This is a genomic window from uncultured Winogradskyella sp. (genome assembly GCF_947495255.1).
In the GTDB taxonomy this organism is placed as follows: domain Bacteria; phylum Bacteroidota; class Bacteroidia; order Flavobacteriales; family Flavobacteriaceae; genus Winogradskyella.
On record NZ_CANLYI010000010.1, the window covers coordinates 17,972 to 42,079 of the forward strand.

Here is a 24,108-nt window from a genome sequence, read left to right on the forward strand (position 1 = left end):
AAACATAATTTAAGTTAATGATTTCAAATTGAAACAAATTAAACTCAATTAACTATTATATTAAAGCATCATCATGAAAAAAGAGCTATTTAACTTTTAATCTGTAAATTTTAATATTTAATTTCGACTATTCCTTTTTATATCATCTAATTTTATCAAAAAATCACACTTTAATTATGAAACATTTTAAATTTATTACAGCAGTTACTTTTGCTTTCGCTATGCTATTCTCTTTTCAGATGAATGCACAAGATTTTAAAGACCTAGACAAAAGCCCAATGGATGCTGCAGCTTACCCAAGTTCTTATAAGGAATCTGAAAAATTAGTTAAAATCACTTATAGTCGTCCACAACTAAAAGGTCGCTCTGTAGATGATTTAGCACCAGAAAATAAAGTATGGCGCGTAGGTGCAAATGAAGCTGCTGAAATCACTTTTTACAAAGATGTAAAACTTGGTGACACTGTAATAAAAGCTGGCACATATTCTTTTTTCGTAATTCCTGAAGCTTCAGAGTGGACTGCAATTATTAGTACAGACCTTAATGTTTGGGGAAGTTATTCTTATAAAAAAGAAAACGATGTTGCACGTTTAGTAATACCTGTTACTAAAGGCAAAAAATCGTTAGAAGCTTTTTCAATTGCTTTTGACAAAAATGATAATGGTGTAAACATGCATTTAGGTTGGGGAACTGTTAGAGTCGCTGTACCTTTTACGATATAATTCAGTATTCTAAAAAACAAAAAGTTCCGATTATATTAATATAGTCGGAATTTTTTTGTTTAATATTTTTATCTAAGCTTAAACTGACCTACGGAATATTCAAATACTTATGTGTCTGCAGAGACACCTTCCATTTTGGATTTGCCATCACATAATCTACAATCATTGGCACCACTTTATCACGCTTACTCCATTCTGGTTGCAGATACAAAATGCAATCTTTATTCACTTTAGCAGCTTGCTCTTCTGCAAATTTAAAATCATCTTTATTATAGATGATACACTTTAACTCGTGTGCTTTCTCATAGACTTTTTCGGTCGGTAATTTCATCTTCTTTGGTGAGAGACAAATCCAATCCCAAGTACCAGATAACTCATAAGCACCAGACGTTTCAATATGTGTTTGTACGCCTTTTGCCTTTAGTTGTTCTGTTAACGGATTCATATCCCACATTAATGGCTCACCACCTGTAACAACAATAGTCTTACTGTACTTTACAGCATTGTCTACAATTTTTTCGGTTTCTGTAGGCGGATGTAATTCTGCTAACCAGCTTTCTTTAACATCACACCAATGGCAACCTACATCACAACCACCAATTCTTACAAAATAAGCAGCAGTACCTTTGTGAAATCCTTCACCTTGAATCGTATAAAACTCTTCCATTAAAGGCAATAACAAACCTTTATCGATTAACTCTTGTCGTTCTCTTCTTGTCATAGTTTGCAAAGATAGTTATTTACTTAACAGTATTCAATCGCAAATTGCAGTAAACTACAAGCTATAATTCAATATTTATATGTTTGGTTAAGAGACTTGGTATTAAATGACTACTGAGACCTAAAACTATTTCATACTTGATTAAAATTACAGTATTTTTATCCAAATTTTCTCACCAATGAAGAATACTGAAGCATTCATTAAAGACATTAACGACGGAAACACCTTTAAAGGAGATTACATCACCTTAGGTTCAGCTATGTTAGATGGCGAAACTATAACAGATACCTTTGTAAATGTCCCTTTAAAAACCATGAATAGACATGGCCTTATTGCAGGCGCAACTGGTACTGGAAAAACAAAAACGTTACAGGTATTAGCCGAAAATCTTTCCGAAAAAGGTGTTCCTGTTTTATTAATGGACATTAAAGGTGATTTAAGTGGTTTGGCAAAACCGAGTCCTGGACATGCTAAGATTGATGAACGAATGGAAAAAATTGGCTTGCCTTTTGAAGCCAAAGGATTTCCGGTAGAATTATTGACTTTATCTGAACAAGATGGTGTAAGACTTAGAGCAACTATAAGTGAATTTGGACCTGTTTTAATTTCTAGAATATTAGATGTAACGGAAACACAAGCAGGAATAATTTCGGTAATTTTTAAATATTGCGACGATAATCATCTGCCACTATTAGACCTTAAAGATTTTAAGAAAATATTGCAATATGCTACAAGTGAAGGCAAAAAAGAATTTGAAGAATCTTATGGTCGTATTTCAACAGCATCTACAGGAGCCATCCTTAGAAAACTAATTGAAATTGAACAACAAGGCGGCGATTTATTCTTTGGTGAAACATCTTTTGACACTCAAGATTTATTGCGTATCGATGAGAATGGTCGAGGTTATATCAATATTATTAGATTAACAGATATACAAGATAAGCCTAAGTTATTTTCAACTTTCATGTTGAGTTTATTAGCTGAAATCTACTCTACGTTCCCAGAACAAGGTGATAGTGGACGACCAGAATTAATTTTGTTTATTGACGAAGCACATTTAATCTTCAATGAAGCATCTGATGCTTTATTAAATCAAATTGAAAGTATTGTAAAACTGATACGAAGTAAAGGTGTTGGTATATATTTTGTTACGCAAAGCCCAACCGATGTACCAGAATCCGTTTTAGGACAATTAGGTTTAAAAGTACAACACGCTTTAAGAGCATTTACAGCCAAAGATAGAAAGGCAATTAAATTAACAGCTCAAAACTATCCAGATACAGAATATTACGATACAGCAGAAGTATTAACCTCTCTCGGAATTGGAGAAGCATTAGTGTCTGCATTAGACGAAAAAGGAAAACCAACGCCTTTGGCCGCAACTATGATGCGTGCGCCAATGAGCAGAATGGACGTTTTAACCGAATCGGAGCTTAGCAGTTTATTAGCACAATCTCAATTAGCTAAAAAATACAATAAAGAGATTGATAGAGAAAGTGCTTACGAAATGCTAAATGAAAAAATTAAGCAAGCCGAAGCTGAAGAAGTTAAACAAAAAGCTAAAGAAGAAAAAGAAGCATTAAAACGTGCTGAAAGCAAAAGAAAAACAAGTACCTCTAGAAGAAAAAGCACAAGAATGAATCCAATTGTTAAGGTTCTAACAAGCGCAACTGTAATACGAGGCGTTTTGGGTATCTTAAGCAAGATGATTAAATAATTACAAACCAAATCTATTTAAACTAAAACATGAAAAACACATTATACACTCTGTTAATTTGCGTACTTCTATTAACTAGTTGTTCTACAAAAGAAGTCAATCCTTTTTTAATTAAAAAAGATCATATCGGTTTACTAACCGACTCAACACAAGTAAAAGATTTAGAAGCTATATTTAGTAAAGATTCTATTGTACGCTACATTGCAGGTGATGAGTTTGTTGGTTCTGTCAATACTATTGAAGTATTTGAAAAAGGCGGAAAAAAATTATTAGATTTATCTCCAAGGGAAGCTTTAGATTCTACTTCTGTAATTGCAAGTGTTCGTGTTTTAGATGAACGCTACAAAACAGAAAAAAATATTTCTGCCCTAAGCACATTTAAAGACATTAAGGATACTTATAAAATCTCTAAAGTTGATAATCTTATAAACGTTATTGTAGTTTCTGTAAATGAAATTAATGCTTCGTTTACTATCGACAAAAAAGAATTACCTGCTAGTATGCGTTTTGATATGGATATGACGATTGACACAATTCAAATCCCAGAAAAAGCTAAGGTTAAATATTTTATGATTCATTGGTAGACTAGACCTCAGCTGACAGTCTCTAGAAAGTAGTCACAGTTCTTATATAAAAAACTATGCAAAAGAAATATAAAATTCAAAATTCACCATTTGTAGTTCATACAGAAGATGGAAAAATTATAAAAGAACATTTTGGTAATGCGACAGACGGTAACTCTGAGTTAAGCATTGCTCACATGGTTGCTCCTGCTGGTTGGTCAGAACCTTTTCAGACTCCAGAATTTGATGAATACACCTTTATCATTAAAGGAAAAAAGCAATTTATAATTGATGGTGAAATTATTGTTTTAGAAGCAGGCCAATCTATTAAAGTAGAGAAAAACACAAGGCTTCAATATTCTAACCCATTTACAGAACCTTGTGAATATTTAGCTATTTGCTTACCTGCTTTTTCAATAGAATCCGTAAACAGAGAAGACGAATAATATGAGTAGTTATGTAATGAAATCTATAGGAAAAGCCCTTAATGCGACGAGCTTAGTTTCACCTAAAATGGCAACTAAAAAAGCATTATCATTATTTGCTTCACCAAGAAAAGGACGTTACAACGACGCTCAAAAACATGTTATTGAATCCGCTTTTTTTGAAGAAATCTTATATAAGAAAATGGAAATTGCTACCTACCGTTGGGTTGGAAAAGGCAAAACTGTCCTATTAGCACATGGTTGGGAAAGTAATGCAGCACGTTGGGACTATATTTTAGAAGACTTAAAAGCCCAGGATTATAATATCATAGCTTTAGACGCACCTGCACACGGTAGGTCTGATGGAAAACAATTTAATGCCATTCTGTATTCTGAATTTATAGGTGAAGTCGTTAAAAAATTTCAACCAGATGTTTTAATGGGACATTCTGTTGGTGGTATGGCAAGTGTATTTAGTATGCACCTTAACGAATTAAATTCAATAGAAAAAATGGTTCTCCTTGGAGCTCCTGCACATTTTACAGGTGTCTTTAGCAGATACAAATCTATGATGGGTTTTAATACTAAAATTTCAAAAGGGCTAGACAATATTGTTTTAGAACGTTTTGGACATCCCGTCTCTTATTTTTCTACAGCAAATTTCACAGAATCTATTGCTGCCAAAGGCTTAATAATTCATGATAAAAAGGATAGAATTATTCCTTATGAAGACGGCCAATTACTAGCCAATCGCTATAAAAATTCAGAATTTATAACAACAACGGGATTTGGGCATGGCCTTAAAGATGCTTCCTTGACACCACAGATTATTAGCTTTATTAATGACTAATCTTTATTGTACTTTTACAGCATGTCACAAGAACTAAAACGCCTTAACAAATACCTCAGCGAAGCAGGTTATTGCTCGCGTAGAGCAGCAGACCGATTAATAGAAGCTGGTAGAGTAACCATTAATGATGTTATCCCAGAAATGGGAACTAAAGTTGCATCGGAAGATGTGGTGAAAGTAGATGGTGAAATTATTGGCGAGCGCAAACAAGACTTTGTATACTTAGCCTTTAATAAACCTGTTGGCATTGTATGCACTACAGATACGCGTGTTGAAAAGGATAACATTATTGATTACCTCAATTACCCTAAACGTATTTTCCCAATCGGAAGATTAGATAAACCAAGTGAAGGCTTAATTCTATTAACTGACGATGGTGATATTGTCAACAAGATTTTAAGAGCTAGTAATAATCACGAAAAAGAATATATTGTAACTGTAGATATTCCTATTTCTCAAACTTTCATCGAGCGTATGTCTGGCGGCATATATCTTGAAGACTTGGGTAAACGCACCAAAGAATGTGTTGTAAAAAAGATAGATAAATTTACGTTTAGCATCATCTTAACGCAAGGTTTAAACAGGCAAATCCGTAGAATGTGTGAGTACTTAAATTACGAAGTACAGACCTTGAAACGTGTTAGAATAATGAACATAAAACTAGACCTATCTTTAGGGCAATACAGAGAACTCACTAAAGAAGAATTTAAAGAATTAAATACCCTTATAAGTGATTCTATTAAAACCTACGAGCCTAAAACGATAGATCGGTCAAATAAATTTTAATTATGGCATTATCTCCTTTTCATTTGGCAATTCCGGTTTCAAATTTAGCAGAAGGCAGAAACTTCTATTCAAACATTTTAAACTTTGAAGAAGGCAGAAGCAGCGACCATTGGGTAGATTATAATTTCTTTGGCCATCAATTAGTCATTCATTACAAACCGAAAAGTGAAGATAATTCACATACCAATTCTGTAGATGGCAAAGATGTTCCTATACCGCATTTTGGTGTTGTTTTACCATGGGAAACATTTCAACAATTTGCAGAACTACTAAAATCAAAAGGCATTACATTTATTATTGAACCTTATATAAGATTTGAAGGACAAGTTGGCGAACAAGCTACTATGTTTTTTAAAGACCCTTCTGGTAATGCTTTGGAGTTTAAAGCTTTTAAAGATATGAGCCAGTTATTTGCTAAGTAAGCTTAATTTTTTCTTGTTAAGTAAAAAGACAAATAAATCAATAAAAACAGTGGGACAACGATTAACTGAACCACTATAATATACATAGGCCATTCTCCAAAATAATCTAAGACAGAAGCGGATTTAGGCTTATGGTTGAGGTAGAAATAATTAGCATCTAACAGATAATTTAACCCTATCATTATTACCACATAAATTTGAAGCGCCAAAAATGATTTAAAAACGCTTTTTAACTTTGGCTTCATGTTAAAGACAAACACATAGAAGAATATTACAGATAGTAATCCTAAGTGCACAACCCAATATCTAAAATAATCAAAGCTAGGAAATCCATCTGTTATATCTGGCGTTATTACGGCTTGTAAAGTCCCTCCAATAATCCAAAATAGTAAAATTTCGAACATCCAATATTTACGATAGCGTGTAAAAAATGGAATCAATAAAGCCATTAAGCTACAGAGGTAAAGTGGTAAATCGGTTTTAAAATTGTAATTATCGAAAAGCATTCGATATAAATGAAAACCAATCAGCGTTAAAGACACAAACCATCCTAAATAATGAATGGCTTTTTGTTGCTGGAGTTTGGTAAAATTCTTTCTTGAATAATTTATGAGAAAAGCAGTAAATACAATTGTAAAAAGAATAGGGAGAATATGCTGAAAACTACCTATCGTAACTTTTGATGATACGATAAGTAGTTCTAATAAAATCATATAAAATTATCTATTAAGGTTTCTATGTCTCTCTCTTGCAATTAATGTATTTTTTAAAAGCATTGCAATAGTCATTGGTCCTACACCTCCAGGAACTGGAGTAATATAACTTGCTTTTTTACTTACTGCATCAAAATCTACATCACCTGTAATGTAATAACCTTTTTCGGAATCGTCTGGTACTCTTGTAATACCAACATCAATAATTACTACATCATCCTTAACCATTTCTGCCTTTAAAAATTTAGGAATACCTAATGCCGAAATTATAATATCTGCTTGTGATGTAATCTGAGTAATGTTCTTAGTATGGCTATGTGTTAAAGTTACAGTTGAGTTCCCTGGAAAACCTTTTCTTCCCATTAAAATACTCATAGGACGACCCACAATATGCGAACGACCGATAACAACCGTGTGCTTTCCTTTGGTTTCAACCTCGTATCTATCTAATAGCTCTAAAATACCAAATGGTGTTGCAGGAATAAATGTAGACATGTCTAATGCCATTTTCCCAAAGTTCATTGGGTGAAACCCATCAACATCTTTGTTTGGATCTACAGCCATTAATACTTTTTGCGTATTAATTTGAGGAGGTAATGGTAATTGAATTATAAAACCATCAATAGCATCATTATTGTTTAGCTCCTCTATTTTATCTAAAAGTTCAACTTCGCTTGTAGTATTAGATAAACGTACCATTGTAGATTCAAACCCAACACGCTCACATGCTCTAACTTTACTACCAACGTAAGTTAAACTTGCACCATCATTACCAACAATTACAGCTGCCAAATGCGGTACTTTTTCACCATTAGCTTTCATCTTATCGACTTCGGCTTTGATTTCGTTTTTAATGTCGTTGCTTACTTTTTTTCCGTCTAAAATTGTCATGCTGTTGGTTATTGTTTTCTAGCAAAAGCGCAATTGCGCAAATTTTTACTTGGTTATAAATTATATCTACTAAAAGTCTACTTAAAAATAGGTGCTACGATTAGCAACTGAACATTAAGATTGCAAAATTATTTAGGCATATTCTGCATCATCTGCATCATACGTTTTCCACCACCACCTTGCATCATCTTCATCATCTTACTCATTTGAGTAAATTGCTTTAAGAGTTGATTTACTTCTTGTACAGACGTACCAGAACCTTTACCTATTCTCTTTTTACGACTCGCATTGATAACAGAAGGGTTAGAACGTTCTTCTGGTGTCATAGAATGAATAATGGCTTCAATACCTTTAAAAGCATCGTCATCAATATCAATATCTTTCATCATTTTTCCTGCTCCAGGAATCATGCCTACTAAATCTTTCATATTACCCATTTTCTTGATTTGCTGAATCTGTTTTAAGAAATCATCAAACCCAAACTGGTTTTTAGCAATCTTCTTTTGAAGTTTTCTTGCCTCTTCTTCATCAAACTGCTCTTGAGCACGTTCAACTAAAGACACAACATCACCCATTCCTAAAATACGATCTGCCATACGTGATGGATAGAAGACATCAATTGCTTCCATCTTTTCACCAGTACCAATAAATTTAATTGGCTTGTTTACTACAGATTTAATAGAAATTGCCGCTCCACCTCGTGTATCACCATCTAATTTGGTAAGGATTACACCATCAAAATTTAAAATATCATTAAAGGCTTTTGCTGTATTTACAGCATCTTGACCTGTCATTGAATCCACAACAAACAAAGTTTCTTGTGGCTGAATAGCTTTGTGAATATTAGAGATTTCAGTCATCATCGCTTCATCTACAGCTAAACGACCTGCTGTATCAATAATAACAACATTATGACCATTAGCTTTTGCGTGAGCAATACCTGCTTGCGAAATAGCTACAGGATCATTATTACCTCTATCACTAAAAACCTCAACACCTATTTGATCACCTACAACATGTAATTGATCAATTGCAGCCGGACGATAAACATCACAAGCAACTAATAAAGGCTTTTTAGTTTTTTTATTTTTTAAATAATTGGCAAGCTTACCAGAGAAAGTGGTTTTACCAGACCCTTGAAGACCTGACATTAAAATCACACTAGGATTACCAGAAAGATTAATACCTTCTGCATCGCCTCCCATTAATTCGGTTAATTCGTCTTTAACGAGCTTCACCATTAATTGACCAGGTTGCAATGTTGTTAATACATCTTGACCAAGTGCTTTTTCTTTTACACGTACGGTAAATTCCTTTGCAATTTTAAAGTTAACATCGGCATCTAAAAGCGCACGTCTTACTTCTTTAAGCGTCTCAGCAACATTTACTTCTGTAATGCTACCATGACCTTTTAATACGTGTAACGCTTTATCTAACTTATCACTTAAATTATTGAACATGTTTCTAGTATTCTATTTGCAGTCTGCAAGAAAGCAGTCTGTAATTATTTAATAAGCTGCAAATTTAAGAATTTATGAGGGAATTACTAATGTGTTTAAGAATTAGTTTTTAGATATATATAAAGGTTTAAGAAGATAAAAATATAAATTAATTGACTAAATACCATAAAATAAAAAGAGCCACTAAAACTAGCGACTCTTTTTCATCAACTTAACTAACTTACTAAAATTACTAACTTTTAGTACTTTCTTTATTCACAGGTTCTATCTAGAACTATTTCATTACTACTATCATTAACGTTAAGCAACACTAACTGTTCTGCAGTACATTCTACAACTAACCAACTTCCGTTGATGGCTTGAATATTTGGACCAGCTACATTAGAAAACTCTATAATCACACCATCATTAGGTTGAGATGTAGACCATGCGGCATCTATTGTTGTTGTATCATTATATATCACTACAATGCCTGAATTTTGTTCGAAACTAAAATTATAACCAATTAGATTGTCACTTCCGTTGTAACTCGTAATATTCCATAGACATTGGGTTAAAACCCCATCAATATCTGCTTCTGTACAGCTTCCTGAACTACAATCATTAACGATTAATTGAATAGGAAATATTTCAAATTCATCATTAATTACTACTCTAGCATAAATAGTAGAATTTAATTCTACTGTACTATAAGATGAAGGATTTGAAATAGGGTTTACACTTGAATAAGCATCAGCTTGCGACTCATGATAGGTTACAACATCTGCACTTGGCGTACAATTAGCGAAGGCTATTGGAAGATTAAATTCATAGAGCACAGTTGCATCAGTATAACAAGTTTCTAGAACAGCATCAAAACTTTGGAAACAATCAAAAGCACCAACACAATCTGTAGTATTTAGATACACTGTGAATACCTCAAAATTCCCGCTCTCAGATTCAATTCTTAAATAGACTTCTGCTACTAAAGTTGCGTATGCTTCTGTATTTGCGATAGCATTTGTATCATTCTGTGCATCTATTAAAGTTTCATGGAATGATGGATAATAAACTTCAGTACAATCTATCAATCCTATTGTTCCAGCATTTAAATTATAAACAGGCACATTATTAGGCTGGTTACATTCTACAATTTCAAAATCACTAAAACAATTAAAAACAGCATCATTACAAGATTCAACTATAAGCTCTAATTCTTGCACAGCATACTCGTGAGTATCTTGATTAAACACTCTAAAGTATACGGTTTGAGATTCTAACTCTAAAGGTGTTGTTAATGTAATATTTAGATGATTAGTGGTATTTACGGCATCTTGATATGTTGGATGATAACTTCCGGCTATTGGATATAGACCAATGCATTCTGATGTTTGCGGACTATTAGTTTCTATAACAAATGTGGCTAAACCATCATTATCATTATCGCATTCTTGAGACAATAAATAGATAGAGTAACAATCTAAAAGCGCTTGATTATTTACTTCACAAGCTTGATCTAAAGTAATTTGATTACTACCATTAACTAGAAATAAACTTCCAGGGTTACATTCTATAATTTGCCATTGTCCATTTAAAACTTCAAATCCTTGTTGAAACTCTAAATTGACAAAAACACCTGTTCCGATTGTTTCGAGATTCCAAGTGCCGATTTGAGATTCTAAATTATCTACCCCTTCAACAAAAATTTCGCTATTACTTCCAAAATGAACATAAACAGGTATAAATGAATCCAATAAATTAGTTTGTAATAACCATGCGCATTCTAACATTGTTGCATTAATATCTTCAACTGAACAACCTAAATCTCCTAAACAATCTTGTTCTAGTTCGAGTACAGTATTGTCTTGTATAATTATTAATTCATTTGAGGAATCATCATCGTCATTACAAGAGATAATTAACCATTCGCCTTCTAAATTATCTTGAAATGCTGTTAAGTTTGAAAATGTTAGTGCAACACCATTCTCTGTTGAAGACAAACTCCAATACCCACCAATTGCAGATGCCGCCATACCTTCTGAGATTTGCAGCTCACCATTGTCATTAAAAATTAATTGATAATTAGCATAAGTATCTGTACCATCTGTAAAATCCCAAGGACATTGTTGCAAAATGCTACTGATATCTGTAATTGAGCAGTCTAAATCATCGTCACAATCTTGTTCAAAATACATACCTGTTCCGCCAACTGTGAGATGTTCAAATCTTAACTCGTCATCATCACATTCTACCAATAGCCAATTTCCAAATTGCGCTTCGTAATAATAAAATGATTCAATATGAAGTTCTAAACCAGCATCTGTTTCATTAATTTCCCAAGAAGTAGTATGTGTTTCTGTAGTAATTCCTTCAATAGTTAAAACACCGTCTTCATTAAAGTTAAAAATATATGGTCCATCTAAATTATCTACATCATCATTAGTATATAAATACACTTCCCAAGGACACTCTATTAAATTTAATACAATCGCTTCCTCTAAGCAATCATCATTCTCATCTTCACAAAATTGCTCAGCAGCTTCAATTGCCTCTGCTAATTCCTCGTTACTCGTTACTTCTAGTATTGCGCCATTAGCATACGCAATAGTTACAGGAAAATTTAAACTCACTATTAAGGCATTATCCTCTTCTTCTAATTCATTTAAAAAATCATATAAAGCTTCATCACTTTCAATAAGTACAGTCTCTACTAGGTTAAAGCCAGAATTAAAAACAGAAAACGAAATAGGATAAACAAAATCAGCACATTCAATAACATCGTTATCCGTTTCAATACATTCATCAATAAATGTTTGAAGCTGATCTGCATTGTCAATAATAATTTCACTGTAATCACTATATATTATGGTAATAGGAAATATAAAATCTAAGGCATCATCAACAGAAACGTCATCTAATAAATCTTCAAGTTCCGCTAAATCGGCTTCAGTTTCTATAATTATTGTGATATCGCTTACTACAATAGTTACTGGTAATTCTACTGAAAAGCAACTTGCATTATCTAAAAAATCATCTGCAGCACCATCATTAGTAGCTGTTCTACTAATTAGGTTTGCCAAAGTAGAATTTGGCACTATAGTTTCTTGCTCATTTGGATTCTCAATTTCAGTAACCTCATCTTGACAAGATGTAAAGGCGAAAAGCGCAAAAAGGATACAGGTAAATAAGTAATTGATTTTGAATTTCATAGCGTTGCTAATTTTCCTATTTATTATAAAACAGTTAAAAAGACAAAAGCCCTACTCTCAATTATTAAAATATTATTTATAATTTGTGGCACCTATTAAAAGCTATGAGTAAACCTTTACAAGACAATATCTGCGAATCGCAATTATTTGAACGCTTATATAAAAAACATGCTAAAAACTTGCACGATTTTTTATACTACAAATTTGGTGACCACTTAAATCCGCAAGACCAAGTACAAGAAGCATTTATAAAGCTGTGGCAGAATTGTAGTAAAATTAAACCAGACAAAGCAAAAAGTTATTTATTTACCACAGCCAGTAATTTAACCCTTAATGTACTGGCTCATAAGAAAGTCGTTTTAAAACATACCCAACAACCACAAAAACACACTACCAACGTAACACCCGAATTTGTACTGCAAGAAAAAGAATATCACATAAAACTACAGAAAGCCATTAGTAATCTCACCGAAGCCCAACGCGTGGCTTTCTTAATGAATAGAATTGAAGGTAAACGATTTAAAGAAATTGCAGAATTATTAGACATCTCAGTTAAAGGTGTAGAAAAAAGAATTTACGGAGCTTTAAAAAAGCTACGAGAAGAGATAGATGAACTTTAAAACTTTGAAGGGTAGGGATTTTTAAAGGATAGCTGTTATATAATTGAAATAAGAACATGAAACGAGAAGAACTCATAAAAAAGTGGTTAGACAATAACCTAAATACTGAAGAGCAAAATGCTTTTGAGCAGTTAGAGGATTATAACGATTTAATCAAAATGGATGCGACCTTAAAAGGTTTTAAAGCGCCCGAATTCTCTATAAACCAATCTTACGAAGCCTTAAAGCCTAAGCTTAAACCTGAGCAACCAGCTTCAAAACAATGGCTAAAACCATTATTAAGAATTGCAGCCGTTTTAGCAATAGCACTTAGTGTTTATATGTACACTTCAAATTTAGACACTGAGGTTAATACCATAATTGCAGAACAAACAACGATTGCATTACCAGATAATTCTACTGTAGAATTAAATGCGAATTCTTCATTGTCTTTTAATGAGAAAAGTTGGTCAGATAATAGAGAAGTAAAATTAAATGGTGAAGCCTTTTTTAAAGTTGCTAAAGGTCAAAAATTCGATGTAATTACCGAAGAAGGTATTGTTAGCGTTTTAGGAACACAATTTAATGTAAAACAACGCGAGTCTTACTTTGAAGTTACCTGCTATGAAGGATTAGTTGGCGTTACACACAACAATAAAACAATAAAATTAAAACCAGGACATACATTCACATTTATTGATGGGAAACTACTTGCAAATGAAAAAGAAAACGCTGTGCAACCTATATGGTTGCATGGTGAAAGTAGCTTTAAAAGTGTCGCCCTAAAACATGTGATTGCTGAGTTCGAAAATCAATACAGTATTAAAATCCATACAGACCAAATAGACACGTCGCGTTTATTCACAGGAAGTTTTACACATAATAATTTAGATTTAGCCTTGAAATCTGTTACAATACCATTAAATTTAAGCTATAGTATATCAGGAAAATCTATCTTATTAAAGCGTGAATAAAAAATTACTTAGTTTAATTTTCTTCATAATTACCATTGCCTTTTGTAACCTAACATACAGTCAGGAACAACAGGAAAAACAACCACTTGCTCAAATTCTTACACAGCTTGAAGAGAAATACAATGTAAAGTTTTCATACGAAACCAAAACGATTGAAGGCATCTCAATCTCACCCTTATATCCTGAGTTATCCTTACAGCAAGTTGTTACTCAACTAAAACTTGTTACCAAACTTAATTTTGAGGTTTTAAGCGAACGTTTTATTGTTATAACAGCTCTTAAAACTCCAGATTTACAAAATGCCATTCAGCATTTAGAAGAAGTTGTAGTTACCAATTATCTTACTAAAGGTATTTCTAAAACTAATAATGGAACGATTGAAGCTGATAAAAAGGCTTTTGAAATTTTACCCGGATTAATTGAACCAGATGTTTTACAAATTGTTCAGAATTTACCTGGAATCATAAGTGTAGATGAACGGATTTCTAACATTAATGTGAGAGGTGGCACAAATGACCAAAATCTTATTTTATATGAAGGTATTAGAATGTTCCAATCTGGACATTTTTTTGGATTAATATCTGCTTTTAATCCTTATCTATCAGAAAGTATTACTATCTCTAAAAACGGAACTAGTGCTAAATTTGGTAATGCAGTATCTAGTACAATTGCAATACAAAACTCAGAGGAATTAGACAATAAAAGCAGCGGAGGAATTGGAGGAAATATGCTTAGCATAGATGGCTTTACTAAACTAAAATTAACAAAGAAAACAGAACTACAATTAGCCATTAGACGTTCTTATACAGACCTATTAGTTTCTAAAACGTACGATGTTTACTTTGACAGAATATTTAGAGACTCTGAATTAAATGCTGCAAGTAATACGCAACTAGCATTAGATGAACGATTTTTATTCTACGATTTTAATGCTAAATTTTTATATGATATTGATAACACTTCTAAGTTACGTGTTAATATTCTCAATATGTACAATGACCTAGACTACAACCAAGTTTATATTAACTCTGATAATGACTTGCAAGAAACTAAAAGCGAACTCAACCAAGTAAGTTTTGGTGCAAGTACCAACTATTCTAAGCTATTAAAAAAAGGTCTTAATTTATCTACTGAAATTTATTATTCTAATTACGATTTAGATGCAAAAAACAGAAACATCACCAATAACCAAAGTTTAGAGCAAGAGAATAAAGTTGAAGATTATGGGCTAAGGATTGATATTTCTAATGCAGTTAATCCAAGTTTAAATGTAAATCTAGGTTATCAATTCAATGAAATTGGTGTTACAAATTTTGAAAATGTTACTAACCCAAATTTCATGAGCTTTAAAAAGGAAATTATAAGAACACATGCCGTATTTGGGGAAGTAGAACGCTACTCTAAATCTAAAAACACACATTTACGTTTAGGTGCCAGAATTAGTTATTTCGGAAAATTACAAGAACTCATTATTGAACCTCGTTTTGCATTTAACCAAAAGTTATCCGATTACTTTAGACTCGAAATTTTAGGCGAATTAAAAAGTCAGGCAATTACACAGATTATAGATTTACAACAAGATTTTTTAGGGATTGAAAAACGAAGATGGCAATTAGCTAATGATACTAACAACCCATTAATTAAAAGTCAACAAATTTCCGCCGGATTAAGTTACAATCAAAACAATCTATTAATTTCATTTGAAGGTTACTATAAAAACGTGAGTAATATAACTGCCCAAAGCCAAGGATTTCAAAACCAATATCAATTTATCAATGATATTGGCTCTTATACCATTAAGGGTATTGACTTTCTTATCAATAAACGTGTCAATGATTTCAGCACTTGGCTAAGTTACTCATTTAGTAAAAATGATTATCATTTTGAGAATTTATACGACGGTAACGCATTTCCAAACACCATAGATTTACAACATGTTGCCAATGCCTCTCTTACCTATAGCTTGGACAATTTTAAAATTGGCTTTGGTATGAATTGGCATTCAGGAAGACCTTACACAACGCCTTCTGTAACTCAAGATAATAGTAATTCTGTTATAGAATATGACGCTCCTAACAACTCTAATTTACCGAGTTATTTTAGAACTGACATATCTGCTATTTATAATTTTAATCTATCAAAAGGAATCAAAGCAAATATTGGTGCTTCTATTTGGAACATCTTCAACCAAACCAATATTATCAATCGTTATTATAGTTTAGATTCTGATGATTCAATTATTAAAATCAACAATCGCTCTTTAAAATTTACACCAAATCTTAGTTTTAGAGTTAGTTTTTAGAGGTTAAAATGGTATTATTGTATTACCAACCAACACTTATCAATGCATTTTAAAAACTATACTAGTTTCATTATAGCACTAACTTTTGTGGTTTTGTATCAAAGTTGTTTCGCTCAAACGACTTCCAATTCTAAAAATTCATCTTTATTTTTTATTCCAGAAATTCTAATTGGCAAAACACTAGAAGCTAACACAGATTTCCCAGAAACTAAACTCCAAAAAAATCTATTTTTTAGTTTAGGACAACATAATCTTAACACAAATAAAGAATGGGCAGCAAGATTAAATTATCCTAAAACAGGGATTTCTTTTGGTTACACTGATTTTGGCAACTCAGAAAATGTTGGTCATGCTTATAGTATTTTACCATTCATTGAATTTTCAATTTTAAAAAAACGTATAGATGGTTTAAACTTGCAAATTGGTTTTGGTAGTTCTTATATGGATACGCAATATGATGAAACAACCAATGAATTCAATAGAGCAATAACTACAAAAATAAATTGGTCCTTTAGGTCATTTTTCTATTACGATGTTTTTAAAAGCAACACCACAGATTGGCGATTTGGCTTAGGTTACTTACACCATTCTAATGGACACACAAACTTGCCCAATCAAGGTTTAAATTCTATAGCAGCAAGTGTCTCAGCTAAAATAGATGGTAAAAAAGAAGATATTTCAAATTTCGAAAAACCAACTTTTAAAACTAAATCTCAAATCTATTTTGCGTTAAGGTTTGGTTTAGGACAAAACGTGTTATCCCAAAAGTTTAATTCTAAAAAAGAGGTATTTACGATTACTGCTTCTGCAGAAAAAATAATAAATAACACCTTTAAATTTGGAGGTGGATTTTACTACCGATTTTACGAGCATTATTACGATTACATAAATAATAACGAAGTATTGGTACAAGAACAATTTCCGCATTACACAAAAAACCCTTTTGGTTATGCTACAGCGTTTGGCTTGTTTGCAACTTCCGAGTTATTACTTAATCATGTTGGTTTTGAATTTGATTTAGGATTAAACATCTACAAACCTTTTTATAAAATAGATTGGAAACTTAACAAAGGGTATTCTTATGAAACCAGCAATAACGAAACTGTTGAAGTTTTAGGAGAATTAGATTGGTATTACGAAATAAAACGAACCGTTTCTGCTAGAATGGGATTAAAATATTATTTATGGTCAACAGACAAGGCTCCAAAGAATAACATCTATTTTGGAGCACATATTAATGCTAATCTCGGTCAAGCAGATTTTACAGAATTAAGTTTAGGCTATGTTTATCGTTTTGATTTAAAAGAGAAGAATTAATGATTATGACAGAAGAAGAATTATACAAATTAAAATTCCCGATAGGTGAATTTAATAAACCTACGACTATTAATGAAGATCTCATTAAAAGTTGGATAGTATCGATTGAAGCTTTACCACAAACAGTTATTGAGTTAACTAAAGACCTCAACAAAAAAGAACTAAATTACAAATACAGACCAAATGGCTGGACCATTAAGCAAGTTGTTCATCATTGTGCGGATAGCCATATAAATAGTCTTTTGAGATTTAAATTAGCACTCACTGAAAACTCACCAACCATAAAACCTTATTTTGAAGACCGTTTTGCAGACTTAGTTGATTATTCAGAACCTATTGAATCTTCAATTTCAATACTAAAAGGCGTTCATAAAAAACTAGGAGTTCTACTTAAAAATCTTACCAAAGAGGAATTAAAACTAGAATTCATACATCCAGAACACGGTAAACGCTTTACACTAGAAGAAACTATAGGAACTTATGCTTGGCACAGCAATCATCATCTTGCACATATTACACAGGCTTTAAAGGCTAAAGGGCTGTTTTAATAAAAAGTCGTTCTCTTAAAATATCTCAATAGAAAAACGCAGTCGACAAACAATAGAACTCTCTAGTCTAAAGTTTTCGACTGCGCTCAAACAGACAAATCATTAAATAATAATTTATGGTCTGCCGTTTACTGTTTTTCCTTTTTCACGTTGCTCTTGCTTTTCAATCCCTTTTTTAATTTTATTTATTGCAGACTCAATTGATTTATCTGGTTCTATAAGATTAAATTCTCCCCAAAAATTAGGGTCTGAAAATCCTGAAATAGCATCTGTTATTATAACTGAAGGTCTAAGTTTATCCTTATTTCTCATTTTCTTTTCTGCAGTATTCACTTCCCAATCAGTAACAGCCATTTCACTAGACAGGGTGTATACCTTATTAAACAATTCGCGTTTTTTATTTACTTTAAATTTTAAACTCAAATTAGAATAACTATAATACCATTTATTACCCTTAGCCTTATAATCTACTTTATAAATTGCTTCCAAAGGATAAACCTCAATGTCACTAGGCTTTTTTCTCACTAATAAATTTTTAGTTCTTCTAACATCACTAACATCTAGTGCGTAATTGGCACTAACAAGAGCTAAAGATTCTACATCAATAAAAAGTTTACCCGTATAATTTACTTTAGAATCGTTATTCTTTGGCACAAAATTTACCACATAAACGTTTCTGTTGTTTATAGTTGATGGTTCATCAAAATTAAATTGATAAGAACTAATACTTTCTTCAGTAAAAATATATTCAGGATATTTCATAATATCTAAATAAATAGTAGAGAAAGGTCCACCTTGCAATTTTACTGATACTGTATCTAAACGTTTATAATCTGTACTTTTTCTTGCTTTCCCTAACTGAATAGCGTCCTCAGTCTTAGAATCATTTGGCTGTTTTAAAATATTTACAACAGCCTCTGTTAGTGATACATTTCTACTTCTTCGTTTTATAGTTTCTCTGTAAAAAGCAGTCATATAAATAGATTCATTCTGAAAGTTTCTATTCTTATCATCAAACACTTTTTTAATTAAGCTTTTAGCATCCTTAAATGCAGAAATACTAACAGCAGATAATTTAGTTACCGCTACAAATAGTTCTATAGTTGATTTTTCTTTAGACAATTCCGACAAAGGAATCACATAAGTATTATAACCTAAGAGTGAAATCATCACTTTAGCATCTGCATAATTTTTTGGTACTTTTAGGGTGAATTCCCCTTCTGAATTTGAAATAGTACCAATGTTAGTTCCGTTAATATTTAAACTAGCAGCTTCTAAAGCTTTATTGGTACGACCATCAATGACTTTTCCGTTGTATTCCTTAAAATCAGTTTGAGCATTGAGAGAAAATGCCAAAAAGAATATTGAAATAACTGTACTTACATAAATTTTTAATGTGTGTTTTTTTTCCATAACAGTTCTATATATTTAGCTTTTTAAGTCTTACTAAATTACAAAAAACAAATTTGAGGCTTAAAAAACCAGCTTGTAAAACCGTAAACAATTATTATTCTTCACTTTTTAATTTCCTAAAAGCGGATGGTGTTTGGTCTGCAAACTTAGTAAACGCCTTATAAAACGTCACTTTATTATTAAAACCACTTTCTAAAGCTATAGCTTCAATTTTATATTGTTTGTAATTAGAATCGTGTAGGTATTGTTTAGCCACCTCAATTCTATGCTTATTAACGTAGTCATTAAAATTCTCAGATATTAGCTCTGAAAACGTCTGAGAAACATGATGCTGCTTTTCATTTAACAACTCACTTAATCCTGAAATATTAAAACTACCATCTAAAAAAACTTGATCCATTTTAAAAGCTTTTTCAATTTTAGAACGAATTCTTTTCATGTCTTTTTCACTGAGATTAGAGCTGAAATATTTCTTTTTAATCTGAATTAATAAATCCGGATTTTTGACTAAAAAGTAACCCACACCAAAAATCAAAAAAGTGAGAATTACATAATATGATGCAAAATCTCGCCATCCATTTGCAAAATGGGTTAAATATGAAATAAGAACAGAAGAACAGACATAAGCTAAAACTAAAAACAAGGCATACTGAAAGCGTTTATGTGTTAATTTAGTTCTATGTAAATAAAGAAAAATTGAAGACCCAATTGCATACACCATCATTTGAAACGCTAATAGATAATTCCAAATCATGGTGCGAGAGTAGAAATGCTCATTAATATACTGAGCACGAGCAGTACCTTCCATTAAGAGAACATCGCCATAACCCATCCAAAAAATGAGGATAGGAAAAAGGTGTAAATAATCTAATGCTTTTAATTTGCTCTTATTAAAAATAAGACATTGTAAATGAATAAAAACTAATGGTCCAAAAAGTAGGGCCACTTCAAAATAAAACCAACTTTTAAATTCTGGATACAAAGTCACTAATGCTCCAGAACCAAATAAAAATAAAACAATATGGAAACCTACAAGCGCAATAAGCAAGGATAGGGTTACATTTCTAAGCTGTCTTGTTTTAAAAAAAACACCTCCAGCCACAAAAAATGCAACAAATACTTGAGCAAACAATATGTAACGAACAATTGCCAATTTACCTTAATTGAATTGCTACAATTTAAGGTTTATTTTTGGGTTACTAAAAAGTGGGTGTACAATTGCAAATTAGCAATACGACTACATACGCTCAGGAACTTCAATTCCCAATACCTGAAATGCATTTTTGATTGTTTGACTTACTAATCTTGATAAATCAATTCTAAAGCTCTTTTCTAATTCTGTATCAGCTCCAAAAATTGAAATATTCTGATAAAAAGAATTGAACTCTTTTACCAAATCATAAGTGTAATTAGCAATTAATGCAGGGCTATGTTGCTCTGCTGCATTTTGTATTACTTCTGGAAACAATTCTAATTGTTTAATTAACTGTTTTTCCTTTTCGTGCATAACAATAGCATCGTCAACAGACGTTGTAGCAATGTTATCGGAATCTGCCTTTCTTAAAATTGACTGAATTCTTGCATAAGTATATTGAATAAAAGGACCTGTATTACCTTGAAAATCGATAGACTCTTTAGGGTCAAACAAAATTCGTTTTTTAGGGTCTACTTTTAAAATGTAGTATTTAAGAGCACCTAAACCTATCGTTTTATAAAGCGACTTCTTTTCGTCTTCATTGTAATCTTCAAGTTTACCTAAGTCGTTAGAAATCTCTTCTGCCGTATCAGCCATTTCTTGAATTAAATCATCAGCATCTACAACAGTTCCTTCTCTACTCTTCATTTTTCCGCTTGGTAAATCTACCATTCCGTAACTTAGGTGAAATAGATTTTTTGCCCAATCGAATCCTAATTTCTTTAAGATTAAGAATAAAACTTTAAAATGGTAATCTTGCTCATTACCAACCGTATAAACCATACCACCAACATCTGGATAATCTTTTATACGCTGAATAGCTGTACCGATATCTTGTGTCATGTAAACCGCAGTTCCGTCACTACGTAATACTATCTTTTCATCTAAACCATCTTCGGTTAAATCGCACCAAACAGAACCATCTTCTTTCTTAAAAAAGACACCCGTTTTTAAACCTTCTGCAACAAATTCCTTTCCTAATAAATAGGTGTTACTTTCATAATAATAAGTATCAAAATCAACACCAATATTTTTGTAAGTCACTTCAAAGCCATCATAAACCCATTGGTTCATTTTTTCCCAAAGGCCAACAACTTCTTTATCTCCTGCTTCCCATTTAATAAGCATTTCTTGGGCTTCTAATAATAAAGGTGCATTCTTCTTTGCGTCTTCTTCAGATTGGCCTTGTGCAACTAATTCTGCCATTTCAGCTTTATATTCTTGGTCAAACTTCACATAATAATTCCCAACTAGCTTATCTCCTTTTAGGTCTTCAGTGGGTGTTTCATCTTGTCCAAATTTCTGATAAGCTAACATACTCTTACAAATATGAATTCCTCTATCATTAATAATTTGAGTTTTGTAAACTTTCTTACCTGAGGCTTTTAAAATTTCAGCAACACTATAACCTAAAAGAACATTTCTAACATGTCCTAAATGCAAAGGTTTATTGGTGTTTGGCGAAGAATATTCTACCATAACCGCTTTATCATCCTTCTGCTCAACAAAACCATAATCCGCTTTATTTTTTACAGACTGAAAAAAATTGAGGTAATAAGAATCATTAATTTCAATGTTTAAAAAGCCCTTTACAACGTTAAATCCTTTTACCAACTCAACATTATCTAGCAAATACTGACCTACTTGTTCTCCTATCACAACAGGATTTCCTTTTACCACACGCAACATTGGGAACACAACAACTGTAATATCTCCCGCAAACTCTTTTCTAGTCGCTTGAAATTCTACGGATGTTAATTCCGATTGAAACAACGCTTTAATCGCTGCTTTCACATGTAATTCTAAAGTCTCTTGAAGCGTCATAATTCTATTATATTTTGGCGTTTTAAACGCTTGCAAAGATAGAAGTTTTATTGTTTTATTAGAATTCTGTAAAGACATAATTACTTAACTTTGATATAGGCAAAAAAAAGCTCTATATCTCAGATAAAAATGAAATTAATAAAACATCTATTTCCTATTTTATTGATTGTTATAATATCTTGTTCTAACAGTGATAATTCTGACAATGAAGACGATTTACCAGTAGAAGAAACTTTTTACAGAGGTATGGATTTATCGTTTCAAAGTGAGCTAGAAAATTATAATATTGACTATAAAGATACAGCAGGCAATTCTGTTGAACTCCTCGACTATGTAAAGTCTAAGGGGACAAATCTTGTTCGACTAAAACTTTGGCATACGCCTCAAAATGGACAAAATAGCTTAGCAGATGTAATGGCTTATACTCTTAAAATTAAGGCCAAGGATATGAATTTCCTTCTAGATATTCATTACAGCGATTTCTGGGCAGACCCAAGTACACAAACTCCTCCTTCAGCCTGGCAAAATTTATCTTTAGCTGAATTAAAAATTGCTATTTATAATTATACCAAAAATGTAGTACAGCAATTAAAAACACAGAATACTTTGCCTGAAATAATTCAGATTGGTAACGAAACCGATAGTGGTTTTCTATGGAATCATGGTAAAGTATGGAATGAATTTAACGACAATTGGATTAATTATGCAGATTTAGTTTCAGAAGCTATAAGAGCCGTAAGAGAGATAGATACGGAAGACCATGTTAAAATAATGCTACATCATAGTAGTGTTGAAAATTCCATATACTTTTTTAATGAGCTTCAAGTATATAATATTGATTTTGATATGATTGGATTATCATATTATCCACAATTTCAAACTAAAGATTTAGTAATAGTTGCTTCAAAATTAAACACCTTAGCAACAACATTCAATAAAGATATCTTAATGGTAGAAGTTGCTTATCCGTTTACACTAGATTGGAATGATGATGAAAATAATTACATAGGAAGTTTAGATCAAATAATCCCTGAATTTTCACCAACACCACAAGGACAAAAAGCATACATGGAATGGTTAATTACAACCATAAAAAATATACCAAACAATAGAGGTATTGGTTTTTGTTATTGGGCACCAGATTGGGTTGCTTTTAGTGGTAATGAAAACACCTCTACAAACGGCAGTTCTTGGGAGAATCAGTGTGTATTTGACTTCAACCTAAAAGCACTTCCTATGATGGATGTATTTAACTCTAACTAATTAAAATACAATACCATAAACAGAAGATGCATTTCATCGATGAAACTGTAATACTACCTATTTATATGCCGTTTATCGAAATCAAGATTTGAAATAATAATTTATTCAACCGTTCGTCTAATATATTCGTATTAAACCCTAAATATTAGCATATTTGTATACATAGTGGCACTTTTGATTTGCTATTAATTTAATGTCCCAAACATTAATGAAAC

At 32.0% G+C, this 24,108-nt stretch carries 21 protein-coding genes; 13 read left to right on the forward strand and 8 right to left on the reverse strand.

What is annotated here, in order from left to right; all coding sequences use genetic code 11:
• The first annotated feature begins 176 nt into the window (after positions 1-176).
• Entirely contained in the window at positions 177-722 is a 546-nt protein-coding gene (locus Q0807_RS15965; RefSeq protein WP_299111612.1) for a DUF2911 domain-containing protein, read from the forward strand.
• Positions 723-810: 88 nt separating this feature from the next.
• Here Q0807_RS15965 and Q0807_RS15970 read toward each other — a convergent pair whose 3' ends face one another.
• Positions 811-1,443, reverse strand: a complete 633-nt coding sequence (locus Q0807_RS15970) for a 7-carboxy-7-deazaguanine synthase QueE (protein WP_299111614.1) — start codon at positions 1,441-1,443, stop codon at positions 811-813.
• Positions 1,444-1,621: 178 nt separating this feature from the next.
• Here Q0807_RS15970 and Q0807_RS15975 point away from each other — a divergent pair, with 178 nt between their 5' ends.
• The 6 genes from Q0807_RS15975 to Q0807_RS16000 are packed head-to-tail and all read left to right on the forward strand — an operon-like array spanning position 1,622 to position 6,206.
• Positions 1,622-3,160: a helicase HerA-like domain-containing protein gene (locus tag Q0807_RS15975; RefSeq protein ID WP_299111616.1), complete on the forward strand. Its 1,539-nt coding sequence runs from the start codon at positions 1,622-1,624 to the stop codon at positions 3,158-3,160.
• A gap of 29 nt (positions 3,161-3,189) precedes the next feature.
• Positions 3,190-3,744: a hypothetical protein gene (locus tag Q0807_RS15980; protein ID WP_299111618.1), complete on the forward strand. Its 555-nt coding sequence runs from the start codon at positions 3,190-3,192 to the stop codon at positions 3,742-3,744.
• A gap of 56 nt (positions 3,745-3,800) precedes the next feature.
• On the forward strand, positions 3,801-4,169 hold the full coding sequence (locus Q0807_RS15985) for a cupin domain-containing protein (protein ID WP_299111620.1): 369 nt from the start codon (positions 3,801-3,803) through the stop codon (positions 4,167-4,169).
• 1 nt (position 4,170) lies between these two features.
• On the forward strand, positions 4,171-4,998 hold the full coding sequence (locus Q0807_RS15990; protein WP_299111622.1) for an alpha/beta hydrolase: 828 nt from the start codon (positions 4,171-4,173) through the stop codon (positions 4,996-4,998).
• 21 nt (positions 4,999-5,019) lie between these two features.
• Entirely contained in the window at positions 5,020-5,784 is a 765-nt protein-coding gene (locus Q0807_RS15995; protein ID WP_299111624.1) for a pseudouridine synthase, read from the forward strand.
• Positions 5,784-6,206 (forward strand): VOC family protein, encoded by a 423-nt coding sequence (locus Q0807_RS16000; RefSeq protein ID WP_299111915.1) that lies wholly within the window; start codon positions 5,784-5,786, stop codon positions 6,204-6,206. The genes Q0807_RS15995 and Q0807_RS16000 overlap by 1 nt, the downstream gene beginning before the upstream one ends.
• Before the next feature lie 2 nt (positions 6,207-6,208).
• Here the strand turns inward: Q0807_RS16000 and Q0807_RS16005 are convergent, their stop codons facing one another.
• The 4 genes from Q0807_RS16005 to Q0807_RS16020 all read right to left on the reverse strand — a co-directional run bounded on the left by Q0807_RS16005 (position 6,209) and on the right by Q0807_RS16020 (position 12,458).
• A complete protein-coding gene (locus Q0807_RS16005) occupies positions 6,209-6,919 on the reverse strand; it encodes a TIGR02206 family membrane protein (RefSeq protein ID WP_299111626.1) in 711 nt (236 codons plus the stop codon).
• 6 nt (positions 6,920-6,925) lie between these two features.
• Positions 6,926-7,810 (reverse strand): bifunctional 5,10-methylenetetrahydrofolate dehydrogenase/5,10-methenyltetrahydrofolate cyclohydrolase, encoded by an 885-nt coding sequence (locus Q0807_RS16010; protein WP_299111628.1) that lies wholly within the window; start codon positions 7,808-7,810, stop codon positions 6,926-6,928.
• Positions 7,811-7,938: 128 nt separating this feature from the next.
• On the reverse strand, positions 7,939-9,270 hold the full coding sequence (ffh, locus tag Q0807_RS16015) for a signal recognition particle protein (RefSeq protein ID WP_299111630.1): 1,332 nt from the start codon (positions 9,268-9,270) through the stop codon (positions 7,939-7,941).
• Positions 9,271-9,521: 251 nt separating this feature from the next.
• The gene (locus tag Q0807_RS16020; RefSeq protein ID WP_299111632.1) at positions 9,522-12,458 is read right to left on the reverse strand and encodes a hypothetical protein; all 2,937 of its coding nucleotides are present in this window, start codon (positions 12,456-12,458) and stop codon (positions 9,522-9,524) included.
• A gap of 104 nt (positions 12,459-12,562) precedes the next feature.
• Between Q0807_RS16020 and Q0807_RS16025 the strand changes: the two genes are divergently transcribed.
• The 5 genes from Q0807_RS16025 to Q0807_RS16045 are packed head-to-tail and all read left to right on the forward strand — an operon-like array spanning position 12,563 to position 18,198.
• Positions 12,563-13,078 carry a sigma-70 family RNA polymerase sigma factor gene (locus Q0807_RS16025; RefSeq protein ID WP_299111634.1) on the forward strand — a complete coding sequence of 172 codons (516 nt, stop codon included), beginning with the start codon at positions 12,563-12,565 and terminating at the stop codon, positions 13,076-13,078.
• A 56-nt stretch (positions 13,079-13,134) separates the two neighbouring features.
• A complete protein-coding gene (locus Q0807_RS16030) occupies positions 13,135-14,031 on the forward strand; it encodes a FecR family protein (protein WP_299111636.1) in 897 nt (298 codons plus the stop codon).
• Positions 14,024-16,333: a TonB-dependent receptor gene (locus Q0807_RS16035; protein WP_299111638.1), complete on the forward strand. Its 2,310-nt coding sequence runs from the start codon at positions 14,024-14,026 to the stop codon at positions 16,331-16,333. Before Q0807_RS16030 ends, Q0807_RS16035 begins: the two co-directional genes overlap by 8 nt.
• 42 nt (positions 16,334-16,375) lie before the next feature.
• Entirely contained in the window at positions 16,376-17,650 is a 1,275-nt protein-coding gene (locus tag Q0807_RS16040; protein WP_299111640.1) for an acyloxyacyl hydrolase, read from the forward strand.
• Positions 17,650-18,198 (forward strand): YfiT family bacillithiol transferase, encoded by a 549-nt coding sequence (locus Q0807_RS16045; RefSeq protein WP_367180269.1) that lies wholly within the window; start codon positions 17,650-17,652, stop codon positions 18,196-18,198. The genes Q0807_RS16040 and Q0807_RS16045 overlap by 1 nt, the downstream gene beginning before the upstream one ends.
• A 114-nt stretch (positions 18,199-18,312) precedes the next feature.
• Here the strand turns inward: Q0807_RS16045 and Q0807_RS16050 are convergent, their stop codons facing one another.
• The 3 genes from Q0807_RS16050 to argS form a co-directional block, all read right to left on the reverse strand.
• Positions 18,313-19,611, reverse strand: a complete 1,299-nt coding sequence (locus Q0807_RS16050) for a carboxypeptidase-like regulatory domain-containing protein (protein WP_299111642.1) — start codon at positions 19,609-19,611, stop codon at positions 18,313-18,315.
• 94 nt (positions 19,612-19,705) lie between these two features.
• Entirely contained in the window at positions 19,706-20,764 is a 1,059-nt protein-coding gene (locus Q0807_RS16055; RefSeq protein ID WP_299111644.1) for an AraC family transcriptional regulator, read from the reverse strand.
• An 84-nt stretch (positions 20,765-20,848) separates the two neighbouring features.
• On the reverse strand, positions 20,849-22,630 hold the full coding sequence (argS, locus tag Q0807_RS16060) for an arginine--tRNA ligase (RefSeq protein ID WP_299111920.1): 1,782 nt from the start codon (positions 22,628-22,630) through the stop codon (positions 20,849-20,851).
• A 129-nt stretch (positions 22,631-22,759) separates the two neighbouring features.
• On the opposite strand from argS, the gene Q0807_RS16065 reads away from it, so the two are divergent.
• Complete coding sequence (locus tag Q0807_RS16065; RefSeq protein ID WP_299111646.1) at positions 22,760-23,893, forward strand: glycosyl hydrolase 53 family protein; 1,134 nt, start codon at positions 22,760-22,762, stop codon at positions 23,891-23,893.
• The last annotated feature ends 215 nt before the right edge of the window (positions 23,894-24,108 follow it).

What these genes read in the sequence shown, in the direction of transcription:
- Q0807_RS15995 (WP_299111624.1), top strand. Translation starts at nt 5,020, where the DNA reads ATGTCACAAGAACTAAAACGCCTTAACAAATACCTCAGCGAAGCAGGT.
- Q0807_RS16020 (WP_299111632.1), bottom strand. Translation starts at nt 12,458, where the DNA reads ATGAAATTCAAAATCAATTACTTATTTACCTGTATCCTTTTTGCGCTT.
- Q0807_RS16040 (WP_299111640.1), top strand. Translation starts at nt 16,376, where the DNA reads ATGCATTTTAAAAACTATACTAGTTTCATTATAGCACTAACTTTTGTG.
- Q0807_RS16010 (WP_299111628.1), bottom strand. Translation starts at nt 7,810, where the DNA reads ATGACAATTTTAGACGGAAAAAAAGTAAGCAACGACATTAAAAACGAA.
- Q0807_RS15965 (WP_299111612.1), top strand. Translation starts at nt 177, where the DNA reads ATGAAACATTTTAAATTTATTACAGCAGTTACTTTTGCTTTCGCTATG.
- Q0807_RS16050 (WP_299111642.1), bottom strand. Translation starts at nt 19,611, where the DNA reads ATGGAAAAAAAACACACATTAAAAATTTATGTAAGTACAGTTATTTCA.
- Q0807_RS16045 (WP_367180269.1), top strand. Translation starts at nt 17,650, where the DNA reads ATGATTATGACAGAAGAAGAATTATACAAATTAAAATTCCCGATAGGT.
- Q0807_RS15975 (WP_299111616.1), top strand. Translation starts at nt 1,622, where the DNA reads ATGAAGAATACTGAAGCATTCATTAAAGACATTAACGACGGAAACACC.
- ffh (WP_299111630.1), bottom strand. Translation starts at nt 9,270, where the DNA reads ATGTTCAATAATTTAAGTGATAAGTTAGATAAAGCGTTACACGTATTA.
- Q0807_RS16025 (WP_299111634.1), top strand. Translation starts at nt 12,563, where the DNA reads ATGAGTAAACCTTTACAAGACAATATCTGCGAATCGCAATTATTTGAA.
- argS (WP_299111920.1), bottom strand. Translation starts at nt 22,630, where the DNA reads ATGACGCTTCAAGAGACTTTAGAATTACATGTGAAAGCAGCGATTAAA.
- Q0807_RS16065 (WP_299111646.1), top strand. Translation starts at nt 22,760, where the DNA reads ATGAAATTAATAAAACATCTATTTCCTATTTTATTGATTGTTATAATA.
- Q0807_RS16005 (WP_299111626.1), bottom strand. Translation starts at nt 6,919, where the DNA reads ATGATTTTATTAGAACTACTTATCGTATCATCAAAAGTTACGATAGGT.
- Q0807_RS15985 (WP_299111620.1), top strand. Translation starts at nt 3,801, where the DNA reads ATGCAAAAGAAATATAAAATTCAAAATTCACCATTTGTAGTTCATACA.
- Q0807_RS16030 (WP_299111636.1), top strand. Translation starts at nt 13,135, where the DNA reads ATGAAACGAGAAGAACTCATAAAAAAGTGGTTAGACAATAACCTAAAT.
- Q0807_RS15980 (WP_299111618.1), top strand. Translation starts at nt 3,190, where the DNA reads ATGAAAAACACATTATACACTCTGTTAATTTGCGTACTTCTATTAACT.
- Q0807_RS15990 (WP_299111622.1), top strand. Translation starts at nt 4,171, where the DNA reads ATGAGTAGTTATGTAATGAAATCTATAGGAAAAGCCCTTAATGCGACG.
- Q0807_RS15970 (WP_299111614.1), bottom strand. Translation starts at nt 1,443, where the DNA reads ATGACAAGAAGAGAACGACAAGAGTTAATCGATAAAGGTTTGTTATTG.